The organism is Photorhabdus aegyptia (assembly GCF_000612035.1).
Classification (GTDB): Bacteria; Pseudomonadota; Gammaproteobacteria; order Enterobacterales; family Enterobacteriaceae; genus Photorhabdus; species Photorhabdus akhurstii.
This window is the reverse complement of sequence record NZ_JFGV01000086.1, coordinates 1-19,325: the sequence shown is the minus strand read 5'-3', so window position 1 is coordinate 19,325 and position 19,325 is coordinate 1. Positions and strand designations below refer to the sequence as shown.

Annotated in this window: 6 protein-coding genes and 1 pseudogene; all 7 read left to right on the top strand. The window is 54.2% G+C overall.

All coding sequences use genetic code 11. The features are described from left to right. Positions 1 to 539 precede the first annotated feature (539 nt). Positions 540 to 9,332: an insecticidal toxin MCF gene (mcf, locus tag BA1DRAFT_RS19770; RefSeq protein WP_152544360.1), complete on the top strand. Its 8,793-nt coding sequence runs from the start codon at positions 540 to 542 to the stop codon at positions 9,330 to 9,332. Beyond that, positions 9,317 to 9,481 carry a hypothetical protein gene (locus BA1DRAFT_RS24220; protein WP_160170022.1) on the top strand — a complete coding sequence of 55 codons (165 nt, stop codon included), beginning with the start codon at positions 9,317 to 9,319 and terminating at the stop codon, positions 9,479 to 9,481. The genes mcf and BA1DRAFT_RS24220 overlap by 16 nt, the downstream gene beginning before the upstream one ends. Before the next feature lie 626 nt (positions 9,482 to 10,107). Further along, the gene (locus BA1DRAFT_RS19765; RefSeq protein ID WP_051560873.1) at positions 10,108 to 15,360 is read left to right on the top strand and encodes a POTRA domain-containing protein; all 5,253 of its coding nucleotides are present in this window, start codon (positions 10,108 to 10,110) and stop codon (positions 15,358 to 15,360) included. Between the two features lie 28 nt (positions 15,361 to 15,388). Next, on the top strand, positions 15,389 to 15,532 hold the full coding sequence (locus tag BA1DRAFT_RS24210) for a hypothetical protein (protein ID WP_235201180.1): 144 nt from the start codon (positions 15,389 to 15,391) through the stop codon (positions 15,530 to 15,532). Between the two features lie 151 nt (positions 15,533 to 15,683). Next, a pseudogene (locus BA1DRAFT_RS24205) lies at positions 15,684 to 15,731 on the top strand (hypothetical protein); the annotation flags it as partial. Between the two features lie 153 nt (positions 15,732 to 15,884). Further along, entirely contained in the window at positions 15,885 to 16,571 is a 687-nt protein-coding gene (locus BA1DRAFT_RS24200; protein ID WP_235201179.1) for a hypothetical protein, read from the top strand. Between the two features lie 24 nt (positions 16,572 to 16,595). Next, a partial coding sequence (locus BA1DRAFT_RS19760) for a hemagglutinin repeat-containing protein (protein ID WP_235201177.1) occupies positions 16,596 to 19,325 on the top strand: 2,730 nt, incomplete at its 3' end.

The window sequence follows — 19,325 nt, the reverse complement described above, 5'->3', positions numbered from 1 at the left end:
TTTTTTTTTTTGAAGTGATGAAAATAATACCTTTGGCGGTAAAGGGGCATGTTGTTTAAACACAAATATCTAATCGTTTAATAGTAAAACATTATATTAATTTGGATTGCTTGATAGTTGCAGTGGAAATTTTTAAATATCTCTATAACGTAAAAGTTAGATATAAAAATTAACTAATAAATAACCTTCCTAAAATTCGTCATTATTTATTCAGCGTCTTATAAAAAACATAACAACATGATTCAAAAATATATTCACATGAAAATAATTCTATTAATAAATAATTAAAGTTATCAATAATTGATATTTATATCTATCCTAAGGTTAATATAATAAAATGTTATTATTGATATGGTTTATAATATAGCTGAAAAATAAAGGGGATAATTATGACCATAACTACAGAGAGGATAAATGTTGACTATCCAATATTCACGAACCTAAGGAACTATGACCTGCGGCTATCACCCAAATAAGGGGGCATAAAATGACATTTGCCTTTGACCCGATCATATAAAAACAGACAGAGGATCACTGCAATGGTTTCTATATCCAGAGACTTCACGAATCTGCTCAATACCCTAATCGATGGACAGATTGAGGCTGCGGGTCGTCAGACCGAATGGTTCAACATGAGTCCTGATGAGCGTACCGACTACATCAGGCAGGTAGACGAGCGGTTACAGGAAATGCAGCAGAGCACTCTGAGTGTGCTGGCTGCTCAACATTTTCAGATGCAGGACAACCCCGTTTCTGTCGGCGACCAGTTGCAGACGCTACAGGAAAGACGGCAGCAGATGAATAAGGCGCCTGACACGCCAGCTATCAATGCCTACAAGCAGCAACTGGACCGCGACATCATGTTATACCGCCGCCAGCAGACGGCCATAACGCACTTTGACAGCACTTGGCGTAAGGCTTTGGTCATGCTCAGCCCTGACGGCTCCAAGCCTCTGAACGTGACGACACTGAGAGAAAATGCGGCGGACAAGCAGGCTAAGTTGGATACCGAGATCAAACGTCTGGAACAGCAACTGACCATACAAGTAGCCGACTCCACGTTCAGCCAAAAATACGTGACGCTGTTTTCCGAGCTACAAGCCTACAAGGACGTCAATGCCCGCTACAACGTCTTGCTCAAGGCGTCTTCTACGGAAGAGGCTGCGGCCCTCGGTGCGCTGACCAAGGTACCTCAGGCCTCCGATGATCTGCCGGTAAATATTTCATTGCTGATGATGGAGGAACGTCCTGGTTACATCCGCATGAATGTCGCGCTAGTTAATGCCAGCACTGATGGCCGCTTCAAAGACTTCTTCCTGGAGAACGGCAGGCTGGTTGTGCTGACGGACGGGGTACTCAACTTCTCCTTCGGTACCGCAGCCCGCTCATTGGCCTGGCAACAACAATACCGACTTAAAAGTGAGCCGCCATCTTTTCGCTCGCCGACGTATACGCCAATTCGCTCGGTGCTGGTCAAAACCGAATTCGTCGAGAAGTACTTCGCCAACTATTTGGTTTCAGAAAGCACCTTGCGCGGAGGCTTCAAGGCGCAGTTGTTGAGTAACGGTCGCAAGATGCTGCTGACCAGCGTTGACCGCAAGGTGCCGAATCAGATCGGAATTCAGGTGTCCGGCCAGGCTCCGAATACTACCATCACCCGTGAAGTGCCATTGGCAAGCGCTTTGAGTGACCTGATCAACCAGAATGCTGATATCGCTAGCTTTCGGACTATCGGCCTGGAGGGGTTTCGCCAGAGTAGTTACCATCCGGACCGTGACGGGCTTTTCGTCAATATCCATGAGCTGGAACGGTCGGTGGGTTTTGCCGGTCGTCAGTACTTGCTGGAAATGCCTCAGGGCAACGACTACCTGTCCGCGACGCCTTTTGGGGTGATGAGCGTTGACGGCGACAAGGTTAGTAGTAGTCACTTGAGCAAGGTGCAGACTGACACACTGTATCAATACAACGCCGCGTTTTTCGAGAAGTTGGAACAACTGCGTAGCGGCGGTATGAAGGCCAGTCGCTTGTTTGAAGGCAGCATCGAGCGTACAGCGTTCGTGCAACAACTAGTGCGTTTGCTTGAACGTAACCACATCACCCCCGCAGGGGTGTTGGCGCCGGAGTACCCCCGTGACAACATGCGCGATATCAAAGGTAATAACTTGAATAAGGTGCTGTGGGAACAGGCGTTCGCCGCTTCGGTTTGGCGAAGCAGAGATAATGACCCGTTGTTGTTCAGGCTGGCGACGAGACTGGTGAAAAACCCGGCTGTGGTCAAGGTTCTGCAAAATGGCTATGTGCAAAGTGACATCGCTCAGGCCAGGGAGTTGCTGGCACCGCTGTACGAACAATGGCGTACTCGGGCCGTCGAAGCGGAAACCCAGCGGGTCGCCAGTGCCAACGCGGCACAGCATCCAAGCAATCCGAAAGTCCATGTTTTCGATCAGGCAGAGGTTGAGCGCTCGCTGGATGGCAAATTGCTCACCCTGTTGTTGACTGGTCCCCAGAGCCTTGAAGGTACCGATGCGCAACTGCGCCCGGTGGTTGAGGCGGCGCTGTTGAGTAATGAGGGCAGGAGCTTGCGCAAACAGATCTTGTTCCATGCCTTGCGCCCGGTAGCCGATAGCTTTTCCAAGGCCGCGGCCCCAGTGAATCCTCACGCTGAGCTGGGTGTCGGCAAGATCATGATCAATAACCGGCTGAATCAACCCGACCCGTATCTGATTCTCAATACCAGCTCTGAGGAGCAGGCATATCGTGATGGTTCGTACCTGATCAAGGACGATAAGTACCGCAGCTATAACCAGTTCCGTCCGGACTTCAAGAATGACGCTACCCGTTATATGAATGACCTGGACACCCCGTTCGTGGGGGGGATTTCCGGGACTACCCAGACCGTCAGTAATGTCTTGACGGAATTGTTCGGTGGCGCGTTGAGCGTCAGGCAGTATTGGCAATTCCAGATGGCCAATGCGGCCTTCATGATACGTAATGGCTATCACTCGTTCTTCGAAACTTTCTACGTCGCTGCGCGTTATGAACCGGAGGGCGCGGATAGTATCGGCAAGGAGATGTTGCAGATGTTTGACAAGTACCGCGTTGAAGGCAGCAAGAAGGCATTACAGGGTAAGCTGTATGACGGAGTGATGGCGCGAGTCTTGCCGATCATCAATCAGGGCTTGTCGGCGGCTGACGAGTTCCATCCACCGCGTTTTACCCGCATTGGTCCAAGACCGGCGCTGTTGGGGCAGGCGGTGAAGGATCTCGAACTCAAGGCCGGGTTGACGTCTGTAGGTGATGGGTTTGAGTCCCGCCGAGGCAGTGCCGACATTCATCAGTTTGTCACTGATCCTGTATTGTTCGCCAAAACACATACTGTCAGTGCTGAGGCGCTGGTCAGATCGGGGCATCTCCCGGCAGAGGGGAGCGTCCAGTTGGTGAAGATCGGGTCAAATTTGTACGAGCTAGAGTACACTGAGCAAAGCGCCAATGACATATCTTCAAGCAGCATATCGGCATATTTCCTCGGCTACAACGGCCCGAACCAAGCCAATGCGGTACCCGCCTATGTGGACATTCCCAAACGTGCAATCACGGGGAACTTTCTGTTTACTGGGACGCTATCGGGCGGCTCGCTGGTGGTGACTAGCCTTGATGCTAATACCTTCCGGGTCTACCACGATGGTCGAGTCAACAGTTCGTTGCTGTACGACAACGTGGTCATGGCAGTGGATTATAAGGATTATCAGATAGCTGGTACCACGGAGGGCCTCGCTGCGGTGTACATGCAGTACGTTAATCACGAATGGCAGTTAGTGCTCCAGCGTCAGGAATATCAGCGAGATGGTCAGATGCTCCGGCTGAGGCTGCGTGACGACGAGGAGCCGCTCTCGATCCAGGTGGCGGACAGTCAAGTGGTTGAACGAAATCAGGCTCAATTCGTCGCCTACCGCGAGCAGATTCATCAACAATTGAAAAAGGTAGCCACCCAGTTTGGGGTATCAATCGAAGGGGTCTCCGACGGTGTATACACAGAAGGTGAGTTTTCTCCTGATCATCCGGCGATTGCTGCGTGGGCCAAGCTGTGCGCCGAGGTTTATGACAGGATCAATGCTGATACCAAGCAGTTGGTGGATAAGCGAAACAAACTCTATGAGAACCGGCGCAATACCATTCGGCGCGACTTAATTAACCAACAGATAAAGCAGCTCAATATCACCCTAGAGTACTACAAGGCGCAATACGATACGGTCCTGCGTGAAGCGGGCTTCGTCGAACAAAGCTGGCTTTGGCAGCAGATCAAGGCCAAAAACGGCAGCGCTGCGGTGGTTCGGATTGACGATACAGCCATTCAGGGCGGGGGTAAGCAGCGCACCGATAGCGTGGGTGAACGTTACGCTATCTCTGAAGCCTATCAGCGCGGGGCGCGGGGAACTGGATTCAGCGATGGCTTGCGCAACTTTCGTGAGATCGAGCTCCCCGGCGTGGATGACAAAATGTCGGCACTGGAGATGAAGCGCCTGTTTCTTGAAGGAAAACTCACCTCCGAGCAACAGGGCGCCTTGAGCGGCCGCATCACCGAAACCAGCCGGGCTGAGTACATCGATAAGGTATTGCGGCAGACTGCGGTATTCAGCGAGGATTTCCATGACGCCGGTAGTGTCTTTGACCGCTTGGTACCACAGGACTTTTATCTGTCGCTGGTCGGTGACCGATCTGGTGGCCGTTGCTACCCTTTGGTCAGGGCCATGACTGTGGCATTGGCTGGTGGCGGCGAGGCTGGCATCAACAGCCTTGTGCAAAAGTTGTTCTTCGCCTCCGCTGACCCTCAGGCGGGCAGTTCCACGCTCCTCAGAAACAGCCTGATCAAGTTGCACTCCAATGTCGAAGCTGTTCAGGCTTCCACGGAGCTAGGGCAGTTTGGATTGTCCGAAGTGGTATCGCGGCTGGCTGCAACGACCGGAACCTCGATGTTCGCGCTCAATACCCAGAATCACTCGATGATGGTTGGGAGCACTGTCACGGCCGAAGGCCGTCGCTACTACTTCTATGACCCGAACGTCGGGATCTTTGCCTTCGACAACACCAAAGGTCTGTCCAGGGCTATGGAGCAACACTTAGTAGGGCGTAGACTCGCCGTGCACTATGGCTCGTTCGGCAGCAAGTCGGCGCCGGCCTTCAACCTGATTGAGATCGATACCGGCAAAATGGCTGAGGTACCCGTGGGTAATGGTCTGAATGTGGCTGACCTGACCAGATTTGAGGAACTGTCCAGCGTCATCGGGCAACGGCGCCAGGTCGAGCAGGTGATGAGTGCACAAGAGCGGATCACGGAAGACTTGCAATTGAGCACCGCGCTGCAAGCCTTTGATGCCGAGCAATGGGGGGCACGGTTCGAAGCCGCCAGTACCCGGCTGGCGCAAGAGCACCAACTGGACAGCCGCTGGCTACCGATCATCGCCACCACCGAAGAGCAGGGCGAAGGCCGCTACCGGGTCCAGTTCATCAACCGTGACCAACCCGAGCAGACTCGCTGGCTGGACACTGATGATAGCACTTTTGTCGAATTCCGGCGCTTCGTTGATGAGCACATGAGCGTATTGAACGAGCACTTTACTCTGGAAAGTGGACGGATGCGGCCGCGCGGCGGGGTTGGCGAGGCGGCGCCGGTGGATGGGTTGAATGCCGGGTTTGCGGTACAGGCGTTGATCCAATGGTTTTCTGACAAGAACCGTCATGATGCTGCAAACGGGATGGCTTCGCCTGATCTGGCTACCGCGCTCAAAGTCCACAGCTACCTTAACTTTGTCCAGATGGCTCATGGTGGCGCGCAGGACGTGATCAAAGTCACGGCACTAGTGCGTACGGCACTGCGCGGCGAAGCGGTGGCTGCCCAAACGTCGTTCAAGGAATTTGCCTTGAGTCTGGGCCACACCGTTAACGAAGGCGCCGGTGTGTTGTTTGGCGGAGTTATGGTCGGTTTGGATGCCTATGAGCTGGCCCATGCTGAGAATGATGTGCAGAAGGCCGTGTTCGGCACCCAGCTGGCGTTCGATTCGGCCAGCTTCGTTACCGGCGCAGCCGGGGTGGGGGCCGGGTTGATGGGGGCCTCGACTGCCGGGGCGGTACTCGGTGGGGCTGGCGTGATCCTTGGCGGACTCGCGGTGGGCTTTACAGCATTGGCGCAGGCTTTTGGCGCGGTCGCCGAGGATGCTAAGGCGGTAGGCCGTTACTTTGATACGGTTGACAAAGCGTACAAAGGCAATGGCTATCGGTATGACAACGAGAAGCAAGTGCTGGTGCCCTTGGCCGGTGCGGTGATTAAGACTTTAGATCTGAGTAAGAATCAGATCGACTTCGACAGCCAGTACATCTACCGCACCCATTCCGGCTCTACTGGTTCAGGGAGAATCAATTACTTCTTCTGGGTCGGTGACTTTCCGCGAATGGTCCACGACCGTGGTCAGGCGATCGAAGTACGCAGTGGCATTGGTTATAAGGATGTTTCTCGGCCTCTTGAGCACGGCGACAGCAATGTTGTGATCTTGCCGGGCACACCTAAGTCCTACATTAGCTACGAATACATGCTGCTTCCCGGTGCCACCACTCGCCACGATGCTGGTTTTGACGTGATCCGCAGGCTTGAGGAAGACAAGCGGTTCGACTACGACTTCTACATCTTTCCGGGGGAGGAGACGATTCGCAGGATTCATCATGAGTACGTCGACACTCCGATCGAGGTAGTACTCGATCAGCGCAACCGGCAACTCGTGGCGCCCGAATTGCCCAAGGAGCTGCACGGCTTTCTGTGTTATGAGATCAAGGGGGCGGGCGGTGAATACCTGATCGGCCTTAACGAAGGCGCTAAGGTTAATCTCACGAGCGATGTTGCCAGTACGTGGATCATCGACAGCAGCCAGCTCGCCAGTGACAGCATCAGCGTGTCGAAGGACCAGCTGTTGGTCGGCGAGAAGGGCAAGGAGGTTGTGGTAAAACTCTATCTGGCTCAGAACAGTCAGGTATTGGTAGTCAACGGCAAGGGGGAGGTGCGCAAAGTCGATTTCACTAGCCTGACCGCTCAGGTAATAAGTGAAGATGCGAGCAAGTGGCAGGTGCCCGGCCAGCAAATTGAGCAGCACCTGAGTGATTTGGCCAAGGCGCATCAGCTACACGGACAGTATGTGGTGGTGGAGAATTACAGACACCAAGGGCGAGATGTTGGCCGAGCGTTCTATGACGTGACCAAGGACCGCATGCTGTTCACTGACACTACCAATGAACAGGCCAGACGTGCTCAACTGGGGGCAGTGATGGGCGACTATGCTTATTTCTACGACGCCGACAACGCGGTGGCGTGGCGGGTAGACATCGCCACCGGACAGGTCGACGCGCAGTTTGAGCCTTGGTTCAACCAGAATGCGGGCCATATCAGCCGGTTCTGGCAGGAGGGAGATGTGGTCTACTTGGCGCGTCGTTATCGGCTAAAGGAGAGGGAGGCTGAACTGGGCTATCGGATCATCGGTGACCGAATGGAGTTGGTTAGTGCGGTGGGCGATGATGCGCTGCTCCAGCTTTCGGCACGCATCGGTCGGCATGGTGATGAGCTTGAGGCCATACTCCAGGGCTACAGGAGCAATAGCACTCAGCGCGGGACCCTAATGTATACGTTGGGCGCACGGTTGATCCAGCCGACCAGTGCGGCGCTGGTTACAGTGTTCGGCGTGGATGCGGCTGGCGTGCCGCACCGCTATTGGATACGCACCAGCGATGGTACGCTAATCAAGCCGAATCTGGCGCCGCCAGCGGATCAGACCTTGCATTTCGAAGCACATGAACAAACCCGCAGTGCTTGGCAGATCCCGGCTGACTTGGTGTTAGCGGGGAGTATGCCGTTGCTCGGTGGCAAGGAAGTGTTTTTCTTCTACAGCAAGGAGCAAAAGACCCTGTTCCGTCAAGAAGGTCCAGGGCAAGAAGTACTCGACGCCAACCAGCCGAGCGCATTGCGGGTCACTACGCCAGCCTTGACCAACGTGATCAATTTGAACGGTCACTTGGTCGTAGTGACCGAGGACGGGCGTGTGGCCCGGCTTGATGCACTGGGGCAGCTTAGCTACGCAGCGGTCAACGAGCATTGGCTTAAGGGACGTATCCACTGGTGGCAGGACTTGACCAGTGTCACAGACGGCAGAGCTACCCTGGCGGTGTTTGGGGTCAAGGACACTGACGGCAAGAACCTGCTGCCGGTGTGGTACCACAACGGTCAGGTAGTCGTCGCTTCGGCCGCTCTGCAAGACAAACATCCGCAGTTCTTGGGTTTTGAAGTGGACGGTTCCAGTGCGCGACTGTTCGAACCCGCCAGCGGCAAGTTGTATCGTCAGCCGGCTATGACTGCCGATGCGCTGGCTGCCGCGTTCGGTACCGACGAGGTGCTTGAAGCCTCGGCGCAACTTCCTGCGGCCAATGAGCTGGAGCCTGAACTTCACCTCAAGGCGGCGGAACAAGTCGATGCCGGGCTGCGCCTGACCACCGTTAAGGGTGAGATCCTGCTGCGAACTCATGACGGCAAATTGCAGTTGGTTGCTGTCGACAAAGATTGGCAACAGGACAACCTCGTCCGTCTGTCACAGGCACTTGCTGAGGTTGCCGGTCAGTGGCGAGTCAAAGGCGTGCTGACCTTGCAAGGTGATGGCACACAAGGTTGGTTCGATGCCGGTAGTGGTCAGGTGTTCTCCAGCGGAGGCATCTCTGCTTCGGACAACCTGCGTTTTATCGGGATTGCTGCTGAGAAGAAGGGCGCGTACGTGTACAGCCCAACGGTTCAGGTGCTATACCGGGTCAAAGACAGCGGTGCGCAGAAGCTGAATCATTACGCCGATGTCGAACGCATTGGTTCGTCGCTGTTGCTTCAAGATGGGGGCAAGGGTGATCTGAGCCCAATGCTGATCGCGGGTGTCGATAGCGTGGTGTTGCATGGTGGCGCCGGTAGCGATACCTACCGTCTCAGCCAGACGATGTGGTCGTATTACCGTACGGTCGTTATTGACAACGATGACCCGAACCAGGTTCTGGATCGTTTGATTATACTGGCGGTTGATGCGGAAAAAATCTTCGTTAGCCGTCACGAGGATGACTTGATGCTGACCGACTCGGCTAATGGCACAGCCCTGGTGATGCGCAAGGTGTTCGGTAGACAGGCGGTGACGCACCAGCATTTGCAAATCGAGCTGGAAGGTTCCTCGTCGGTGATCAGAGTGGATCACTTGGTCAAGGGTTTTACCAAGCTGGGAGCAGCCAATATTGGCTTGTTCGAGCTGTCTTGGGCCATCCAGTAGTTGGTGATGGTGATGGATATTGTCGTCTCGGTCACGGACGTGGAGGTGCTAGTATGGCTAAGTTGGGCGGGCAGATGGCATTCACGAGAACCTGCCGCAAAGCCGTCAAGCCGACAGGCGGTGCTGGTGACTTCACTGTCTTGAGTTAACAGGAGAAACCACAGGAAGGGTGTAAATCCCTTCCTGTCTCTGGGCTCCGGTCGAATCATTCCTTCTGTAGTAGCAGATCATGATCAAATCCATCGAAGGCTTGCGGTCAAGTTATCACAATGTGGTGAATACACTCCTGATATTTGCAGGTGTGAACAGTCGGCCTGTTTAAGTGATCCGACAGCAGGTACTGGGTACAGGGGGTGGGCAAGGCGATCTGCAAGGGATATTTGGGTTGGCGTTGATGCGAAAGATGTTATCGAAAGGAAAATAGTGGGACGTGTTTTTCGTCTAAAAGGATGGGATTTCTTCCCGTCAGAATACTCTGAAAAATACTTAGTAAATTGCTTAATTTATTATTTTTGTTAATTATATTTGTCATGGTTTTGTTTTTTCGACATGTAAAACTCAGATGAATATGCTTAATGCTACATATAATACGTTTCATTAATGTTAGTTTATTACCGTTTTGTTGCATGATTACAGTTGGTTAGTCTGAATGTTCGCCTTTTTGGTTAATTATTAGTCTCATGGCTTGAAAATAAAACACCTTCAACCATAATACTTCCCCTAATATTTCCCTTAAAACTATTAAATAATAATTAAGTATTGTACTGGTTCAACTATGGCAACGGTAACTCGCGGTAAAATATTCGTAGGGTTGGCCGGATGGGCTGTATTTGCTATTCAGCCTGTGCAGGCAGATGACCAACTCTTTATTCATCAGAAACAGCAGCAACAAGCGTTAGAACAACGTCTAGAGGCAAAGGCACCGACTGTGCGGCTCAAGCGACCCGACGTGCTCCTGCCTGATTATCCTGATAATGAGCATCCCTGCTTTACCATCAACGCCTTGCATTTGGAAGGGGATGCTGCCAGCCGTTTTCAATGGGCGCTGGAGGCAGCAGAGGACGCCAAAGGGCGCTGTCTGGGCAGGCAGGGGATTTTGCTGGCTATCAACAAGGTGCAGAACGCCATTCTGGCAAAAGGTTACGTCACCACCCGTGTGATGGTGCAGGAGCAGGGTCTGACCCAGGGCGTACTGACGCTGACGCTCCAACCTGGCCGCATTGCCAACATCCACTTTGATGAGTCGACCTCCTGGCGTGGGCGGTTATGGAATGCCATGCCTGCCACATCCGGGGATATTCTCAACCTGCGTGATATTGAGCAGGCGCTGGAAAATTTTAAACGGGTGCCCAGTGCTGAGGCTGATATTAAAATTGTACCCAGTCAGCAGGAAGCCACCAGTGACCTGCTGGTTAGTTGGAAAGAAAGTCGGCTCCCGGTTCGCCTCAGTCTGAGTCTTGATGACAGTGGCGCCAAAAGCACTGGCCGCTATCTGGGATCAGTGACCCTGGCGAATGCAGGCGTTTGGGCCAAAGAGGAACTCTCAGTGGTGGCGGGCCGAAACCGTATTAGTGCGGATGGTAAGACGGTTATGCCGCTGGGCGCGGATGGCAAGGCTCCTGAGTTAGCGATAGACATGGGACAGATGGGCGGCATGTATAGCGGCCATATTCGCATGATAGGCACCGATGCGGGTGTAGGTGTGCGTAATCATGGGGGACACTTGCAGGCAGGCAAAACGCTGATCGTAAGCAGTGAAGGTCGGCTCAGTTGGCAGTCGGAGGCTGTGGAGGCCGTCACTCAAGCTGGTGGCGATGTCACCTTGACCGCCAGAGACGGTATTGAACATCACGGCAAACTACACAGTGGCGGACAGCTTGTCGTACAAAGCCGCGAAGGCGACATTCGTCAGTCAGGTACTCTGGCGGCAGCTGGCGACATCCAGTTGGCGTCTGACCGAGGCATTCAGAGCAGCGGGCACTTGCTGGCAGGCAGCGATGCAAACAGCACGTTGACGCGCAAGGCGGATTTGACACTGAGCAGCCAGGGCAATATCCAAGCTAGCGGTAGTCTGCTGAGTAAAAGCGATGTCAGCGTGACTGGTCACAGGGTTGATGTCAGCCAAAGCAATCTGGCGGCCAGCCGTGTTGTGATTACGGCACAAGCCGGCGGCGTTGCCTTGCAACAGGCAAAGGTTGACAGCCGGCAACTCACGGTGATCACTTCGGGCAATATTGAGGCGCAGCAGGCGCAGGTACGTGCTGGCCGTTGGGCGGTTGACGCTGACAGCTTGTTCACTCAAGGGGCTGTCTGGTCCCAGGTTGATGCTGGGGAAAGTCGTTTTGCGCTGACCGGTGTGTTGGATAACACCGAAGGCAGCATTGAAACCCGGCAACTTAGCCTGAATGCCGCTACCCTGAACAATCGACAAGGACGTCTGGTGGCGCTTGACGGCACGGTGCAACACTGGCGGGTGAGCGGTCTGCTGGACAATCGCGACGGCGGGGTGGTGGGTAGCAACGGTAATTTGCTTCTTGAGACTGGGCATTTGAATAACCAGCACGGTACGTTGCAGAGCCAGTCAGCACTGAGCATCACAGCGGGAGCGGATATCGATAACGGCAAGGGCAAAATTCTGGCCGGTCAACAGCTGACCTTGAACGCCGCCGGTAGTGTCGACAACCAGTCTGGGGATGTAAGCGGTGAATACCTGCATATGACGGCACAAAGTCTGAATAATACGCAGGGCAAGGTAGTTAGTCAGGGACGTTTGCAGCTTGACACCCGTCAGGCAATCGACAATCAGCGTGGTACGTTGCAGAGTCAGTCGGCACTGAGCATCACGTCGAGGGCGGATATCAATAACGGTCAGGGCAAATTGCTGGCTGGTCAACAGTTGACCTTGAACGTCACCGGCAGCGTTGATAACCAGTCCGGAGAAATGAGAGGTGAAAACCTGAAGCTGACGGCACAGAATCTGAATAATACTCAGGGCAAGGTGATCAGTCAGGGGCGTTTGCAGCTTGCCGCCCATAAAGAGATTGACAATCAGCAAGGGTTGGTCGAGGCCAGTGATGCGCTGGATATCCGCACCGATGGCAGCTGGAATAACCGCGGCGGCATCGCGCAAGGAAGCAAGCAGGTTGTAGTCTCCGTGCATGGCATCGACAACACTGACGGCAAATTACAATCGGGTGGCGGCCTGACACTCAATAGTACGGGAAATATCATTAATCAGGCAGGCACCCTGACGGCGCAGCAACACCTTAACTGGCAGGGTGGTACGGACAGCTTGTTGAACAATGAAGGTGGCAAATTGTTCAGCCGCGGTGCGATGTCGCTGCAAGGCGGACAGCTGACCAACCGCCAGAAGGGGGTTATTCAGAGCCAGCAGAAACTGACATTGAACGCCACCGGCAGTGTTGACAACCAGTCCGGAGAAATGAGCGGCGAAAACCTGAAGCTGACGGCACAGAGCCTGAATAATAAGCAAGGTAAGGTGATCAGTCAGGGGCGTTTGCAGCTTGGCGCCCATCAATCGATTGACAATCAGCAAGGGTTTGTCAAGGCCGGTGATGCGCTGGATATCCGTACCGACGGCAGTTGGAATAACCGCGGCGGCATCGCGCAAGGAGGTAAACAGGTTGTAGTCTCCGTACATGGCATCGACAACACCGACGGCAAACTACAATCGGGAGGCGGCCTGACGCTCAACAGTACGGGGGATGTCATTAATCAGGCAGGCGCCCTGACGGCGCAGCAACACTTCAACTGGCAGGGCGGTACGGACAGCCTGCTGAACAATGACGCGGGCAAATTGTTCAGCAGCGGTGCGATGTCATTGCAAGGCGGACAGCTGACCAACCGCCAGAAGGGGTTTATTCAAAGCCCGCAAGAACTGACGTTGAATCTAACAGGCAGTTGGGACAACCAGGGTGGAAAATTGGCCAGTAGCGGGAGCAGTACGGTGAATGCTCAGAGCCTCCTCAATGCACAGGGGGAAATTCAGGTACTGGACACGCTTGATATGCAGTTTACTCGCGCACTAGATAACAGCAATGGTCGTATCTTCAGCAGGTTGAAGCAGTCCCTGCGTGCGGAAGATATTCTTAACGCCCAGGGATGGATAGGTAGTCAAGGTAGTTGGTTCGCCACGGGTAGCCGGTTTGACAACCGAGAGGGTAACGTGCTGAGTCAGCAGGAGACAACTCTTGCAGTAAGCGCACTGAACAATCAAAAAGGCATCCTACAGTCGGCGAGTGCGCTAGTGCTACGTGTGGCACAGGATATTGATAACCGGGCTGGTAAAATCAGCGCCCAGGGACGGCTGGATATACAGGGCGTCAAAGAGGGCGCCGCAGCCGGCAGATTACAGAACGCCGGTGGGAAGCTACAGGCCGACGATGGTCTTGTTGTGACGGCACAGGGTGTGGACAACCAAAACGGTCTGCTTTACAGCCAGAAGCAGATGCGGTTGACCTTAAGCGGTACCCTGGATAATCGTCAGGGCAAGTTGAAAAGTGGTGGGGATATGCAGCTTGGTGCGCAATCGCTGCTGAACGAGGCGGGTTCGATGGACAGCCAGCAGCAGCTTGGGTTGCGCATTTTGGGATTGTTGGACAATACCCGGGGAGTGGTGAGAGGCAACGGCGGCCAGCAGATATCGGCCGAACGGGTTGATAACCGGCAGGGTGTGTTCAGCAGCCGGGGAGCGCTTGAGCTTGCCGCGAGTCGGCTTGATAACCCGGACGGTATGATTATCAGCCAAGGTACCGGTATTTACCGCATTAACGTGCTCAATAATCAGCAGGGCAAAGTTCATAGCAACGACACGCTGACACTCAGCGGCGAACAGGTGAACAATCAGGCAGGACAACTGATATCAACCAAGGCGATGCGTCTCGGCAGTAAGCAACTCAATAACAGCAGGCAGGGGAAAATCACCAGCCAGGATGCGCTGGTTGTGCAGGCCGATCGACTGCACAACCGCGAAGGCGGGCTGCTACTGGGCACGACGTACACCGATGTGACTGCTCGCGAGCTGGATAATACCGCAGGACGTCTGCAAAGCGCTGGAGCCTTGACGCTATCGCACCTTGGCGTGCTGGACAATCGTCAGGGGCATCTCTTAGCCAACAAAATACTCAACATCAATGTCGGTAACACTGGAGCGCCTTCTGTACTGACACTATTCAATCAGGGCGGTACCGTTCAGAGTGGGGAGCAGCTTGTGGTCAATGCCAACACCTTGAATAACCAAGGCGGGACATTGCTCAGCCAACAGGCGCTGACGCTTGCCGTGCAACAAGACTACACCCATCGGATCGGCGATACGCTGAGCAGTAACGGGGCGATGATCTTCTCTATTGCCGGTATGCTGACTAATCAGGCCGACTGGTTGTTGCCGGGTAATCTGATTGTCAACAGCACCCATTTCACTAACTTGGGTGCCTTGGTCGGGAAAACGCTGCAACTGACCACTGGAACACTGCGCAACTTGGGGCGTCTGGAAGCCGACAGCATGATGCTCACCAGCGATACCTTGGACAACCCGGCAACCGTCATGGGTGATGACATCACGGTGCGTAGTCGGGTCATCGACAACTACGGACGCGATGCGGTGATCGCCGCCACGGAGAGTCTGAACCTGCATGTCGGCGAGCGTCTGACCAACCGGGATGGCAGCCTGATCTATAGCAGCGGTACTCTGCATCTTGGCAGTGATGGCCGGATTGAGAATCGGGCAAGCCGCATTGAGGCTGACGGAGATGTTTGGGTTGAGGCCAAACGGCTGGATAACCTGCGCGAAGGGCTTGACATCACACGCGAGGCGGAAAAAAGCGATTACAAATGGCACCGTTACAACTACAACTGGCGCTCTTACGGCTCGAAGGTCAATCCCGACAAAAACACCATGACGCCTACCACACAGCGTCTAACGTTCCGCGATGACGCTGCGGCGGAAAATAGTCGTTATGTACCTTACTGGCTATCGATGCCACTGGCAAACGAGCACAGGTGCGAGTGAAGGATAGTTGGGGGGAGATGCGTGAGTTATGGGTGAACTACCTGGCTCTGACGCCGGGCAGCGACGGCGGCTACGACATGACGTTTTACGAGACGCGCGGTTTTCGTCAGCGTGCGGTGCCGACACCTTATCACAACACGGTCTGGCGCGAGCACAACCGGGGGCGGATTGAGCAATGGGACCCGGAGAAGCATGTCGACATTGCAGATGCGCCCTTTGTGACTGACTACAATAATTTCCGTGAACGTTCGACAACCGGGACGGTGACAAGGGACAAATTGGTGTCTGCGGGTACCGGCGCCCATATTCTGGCGGGCGGCAACATGGTGCTGCGCATTGTCGATCAGCTGCTCAATGACGCCAGCACCCTCAGTGCCAACGGCGATCTGTCGATGAAAGGCGATGGTAAGGTCACCAATCGGGGCTATTCGGTGAACGAACGGTATCAAGAGTACATTGTCGATCACTACGACAGGGACACCAGGCATTGGTACCCAACCTTCAACCGTGACGAGACCAAAGCGTTGACCACCATTGACGGTATCATCACAGGGCATGGTAACGTCACTATCAACGGCGCACATTTGGAAAACACCACAGTCAATCAGGCGCAAATCAGTAGCGTCGATGCGGCACAGAAGGCGGCGGAGGCCGAACGTGCGGAATGGGAACGTAATCCACTGGCGGTGACGGTTGATGGGGAGGATTGGCAGACGGGAGATACGAAACTGACGCCGAGTAGCCGACCGCTCACACCGGATATCTTGCCACTCACACCGGGTAGTCAGCCGCTTACACCGGATATCCAGCCGCTCACGCCGGGAAGTCGGCCGCTCACACCAGACATTCAGCCGATTACGCCGAGTAGCCAGCCACTTACACCGAACAACCGGCCACTCACACCGGCCGAACTGGCACTGACCAATAAACAACATCTCGGCAGTATGGCAACATTTGTCCCTAATAACGGCTTGTTCCGTCAGCACCCGGCTGAAGGGAGTCCTTATTTGGTGGTGACCGACGAACGCTTTACCAGCAGAAACCGGTTTATCAGCAGCGATTACCTGCTGCAACAGGTGGGATATGACCCGGTGCAGGCGCATAAACGCCTGGGTGACGGGTTCTATGAACAACGTCTGGTACGTGAGCAGGTGCTTAAACTCACTGGTCGTCCTTCCGTGCACGGCGAAGATGCGATGGAGCAATACTAGTCGCTGATGAACAATGGTGTCAAGGTGGCAAAAGATTTCCATCTGAAACCAGGTGTGGCGTTGACGCCGACGCAAATTGCGACGTTGCGGCAGGATATCATCTGGCTGGTGAGTGAGACGGTCGAGACTGCCACCGGCCCGCAGACAGTGTGGGTGCCCAAGGTCTATCTTGCCAACACTACTTTGCGGCTTACTGGCGACGGTGCTCTGATTGGCGGAGGCAATCTGCAACTGTCAGCGAACAGTCTCAACAACGCCGGTAATCTGTTTGCTGATAAGGCGCTTAACATTGACGCCGGTCAGTTCCTACATCAGGGCGGCGATATCCGTGCAGACAGCGTTAATGTGCAGGCGGATACTCTTACCCTGAGCACTAATCTACAGGATGCGTTGCGTCAGGCAACGATAAGTGCACGTGAACTCAGCCTCAGCGGCGGGGATATCCGGTTGCAAGGGGCCAAACTTGGCGCCACGCAGAACCTCGGTTTGCACGCGCGCAACAATCTGGATATCACTGCGGCCAGAAGCACCGCCACGGCTGACCTTGAGGTGATTTCGGGAGCGATGGGCAATCGCAGCAGTAGCGGTATGGAGAACCCTGGAAAGCGTATGGCGCAGGTTAGCGGTGAGTGGCAACAGGCACTTGGCAGTACGCTGAATGCCGGTGGCGATCTCAGCTTGGCCGCTGGGCAGGACATTACTCTGCAAGGGAGTCAGGCTAAAGCTGGGGGAACTACCCGCTTGCAGGCAGGCGGGGACGTGAAATTACTGGCGGAAACCACTACCAACCGTACACAGCTGGAAGCCAACAGTATTACTGGCGACAGCGTGCAGATTGACCCGGGGTATGACAAGCGCACTCGGACGGAGACGTTCGAGTCGAAACAAAGTGGGTTAACCGTGGCGTTGTCAGGGACGGTGGGCAGTGCGCTCAATACTGCGGTCAGCACGGCACAGCAGGCCAGAAAAGAGAGTGACGGGCGGCTCAAAGCCTTGCAAAGCACTAAAGCGGCACTGTCTGGCGCACAAGGTTATCAGGCTTGGCAGCTCAGTCAGGCGGAGTCTGCGAAAGCTGATGCCATTAATCAGGCGGGCGGTAAGGCCGACAAACCAAACGACACCATCGGCATTCAGCTCTCTTACGGTAGCCAGTCATCGAAATCCGAAACCCGTACTGAACAGGCACAATCGCAGGGTAGTAGCCTGAGTGCGGGGCAGGATATTCGTATTAAGGCGACCGGAGGCAGTTCAGATATCGAAAACAGCGGTAATATCCAAGTGACAGGCAGCAGCCTGAAAGCGGGTCGTGATATTGAAATAGACGCTAAACGTGATGTCGTGCTGGAATCTGCCGAAAATACCCAGACCACCAGAGGTAAAAACAGCAGCAAAGGCGGCAGTGTCGGTGTGGGACTGACTGCTGGGCAGGGCGGTTACGGTATTAAATTTTCTGCCAGCGTCAATGCAGGCAAAGGCCATGAAAAAGGCGACGGAGTGACCCACACTGAAACATTGGTCGATGCGGGTAATCAGGTCACCCTAAAATCTGGGCAGGATACGACGCTGAAAGGGGCACAGATCAGCGGGGATAAAGTGACTGCCGATGTCGGCCGTAGCTTGCACCTGCAAAGCGAACAGGACAAAGACAATTACGACAGCAAACAGGAGAATGTCAGCGCTGGCGCCGGCTTTACGTATGGTTCGATGAATGGTTCGGCAAGTGTGAATGCCAGCCGTGACAAAATACACAGTAAGTTTGACTCAGTGAAAGAGCAGACGGGTATCTTTGCAGGTCAGGGTGGTTTTGATGTTAAGGTCGGTGAGCATACCCAGTTGGATGGTGCGGTGATTGCCAGTACGGCAGATAAAGACAAAAACCGTCTGGAGACGGGGACGCTGGGCTTTAGCAATATCGAAAATAAAGCGGAGTATAAGACTGAACACCAGAGTGTGGGGGTTAGCACAGGTGGCGCGATTGGCAGCCAGCTGGCGTCCAACATGACGTCAAATATGCTGGCGGGCACCAATCGGAGCGACAGTCAATCGTCCACGACTCATGCGGCAGTAGAAGACGGTACGATTATCGTACGTGATAAGGACAGACAAAAACAGGATATAGCAGAGCTGAGTCGTGATACGAAAAATGCTGCCAACGGTCTGACACCTATTTTCGACAAGGAGAAAGAGCAGCGACGGCTGGCACAGGCGCAGGCTATCGCCGAAATCGGTGTCCAGGTGATGGATATCTACAATACTCATGAGGCGATTAAGGCGACGAAAACCGCGACGGAAAAGCTGAAAGATCCACAAACGCAGTTGAAACTGAAACAGGATGCCGAAGAGCAACTAAAGAAGGAAGGTAAAGTAATCGATGCAAAAAGCCTTGCTGATCGGGCATATAAGATAGCTTATGACGGTGCCATAAAAGATCAGGGTGCTGATATTGGCAGCTCGAAGCGTCAGGCTGTCACGGCCGTGGTCGGCGCACTTCAGGGGCTGGCCGGGGGTGATATTAAGGCCGCGATTGCCACCGGTGCGGCACCGTATCTAGCGAATGCGGTGAAAGATCTGACCTATAATGGTAAAAAACATTATGATGAGCTGACGGCGGAAGAAAAAGCCACCAATCTGGCGGCCCACGCGATTTTAGGTGGGGTGATTGCTGAAATGAAGGGCGGCTCTGCCACTGCGGGGGCGGTGGGCGCGGCAGGCGGTGAATTAGCGGCGTCGGCCATTGCCAGCGTGCTCTACCCG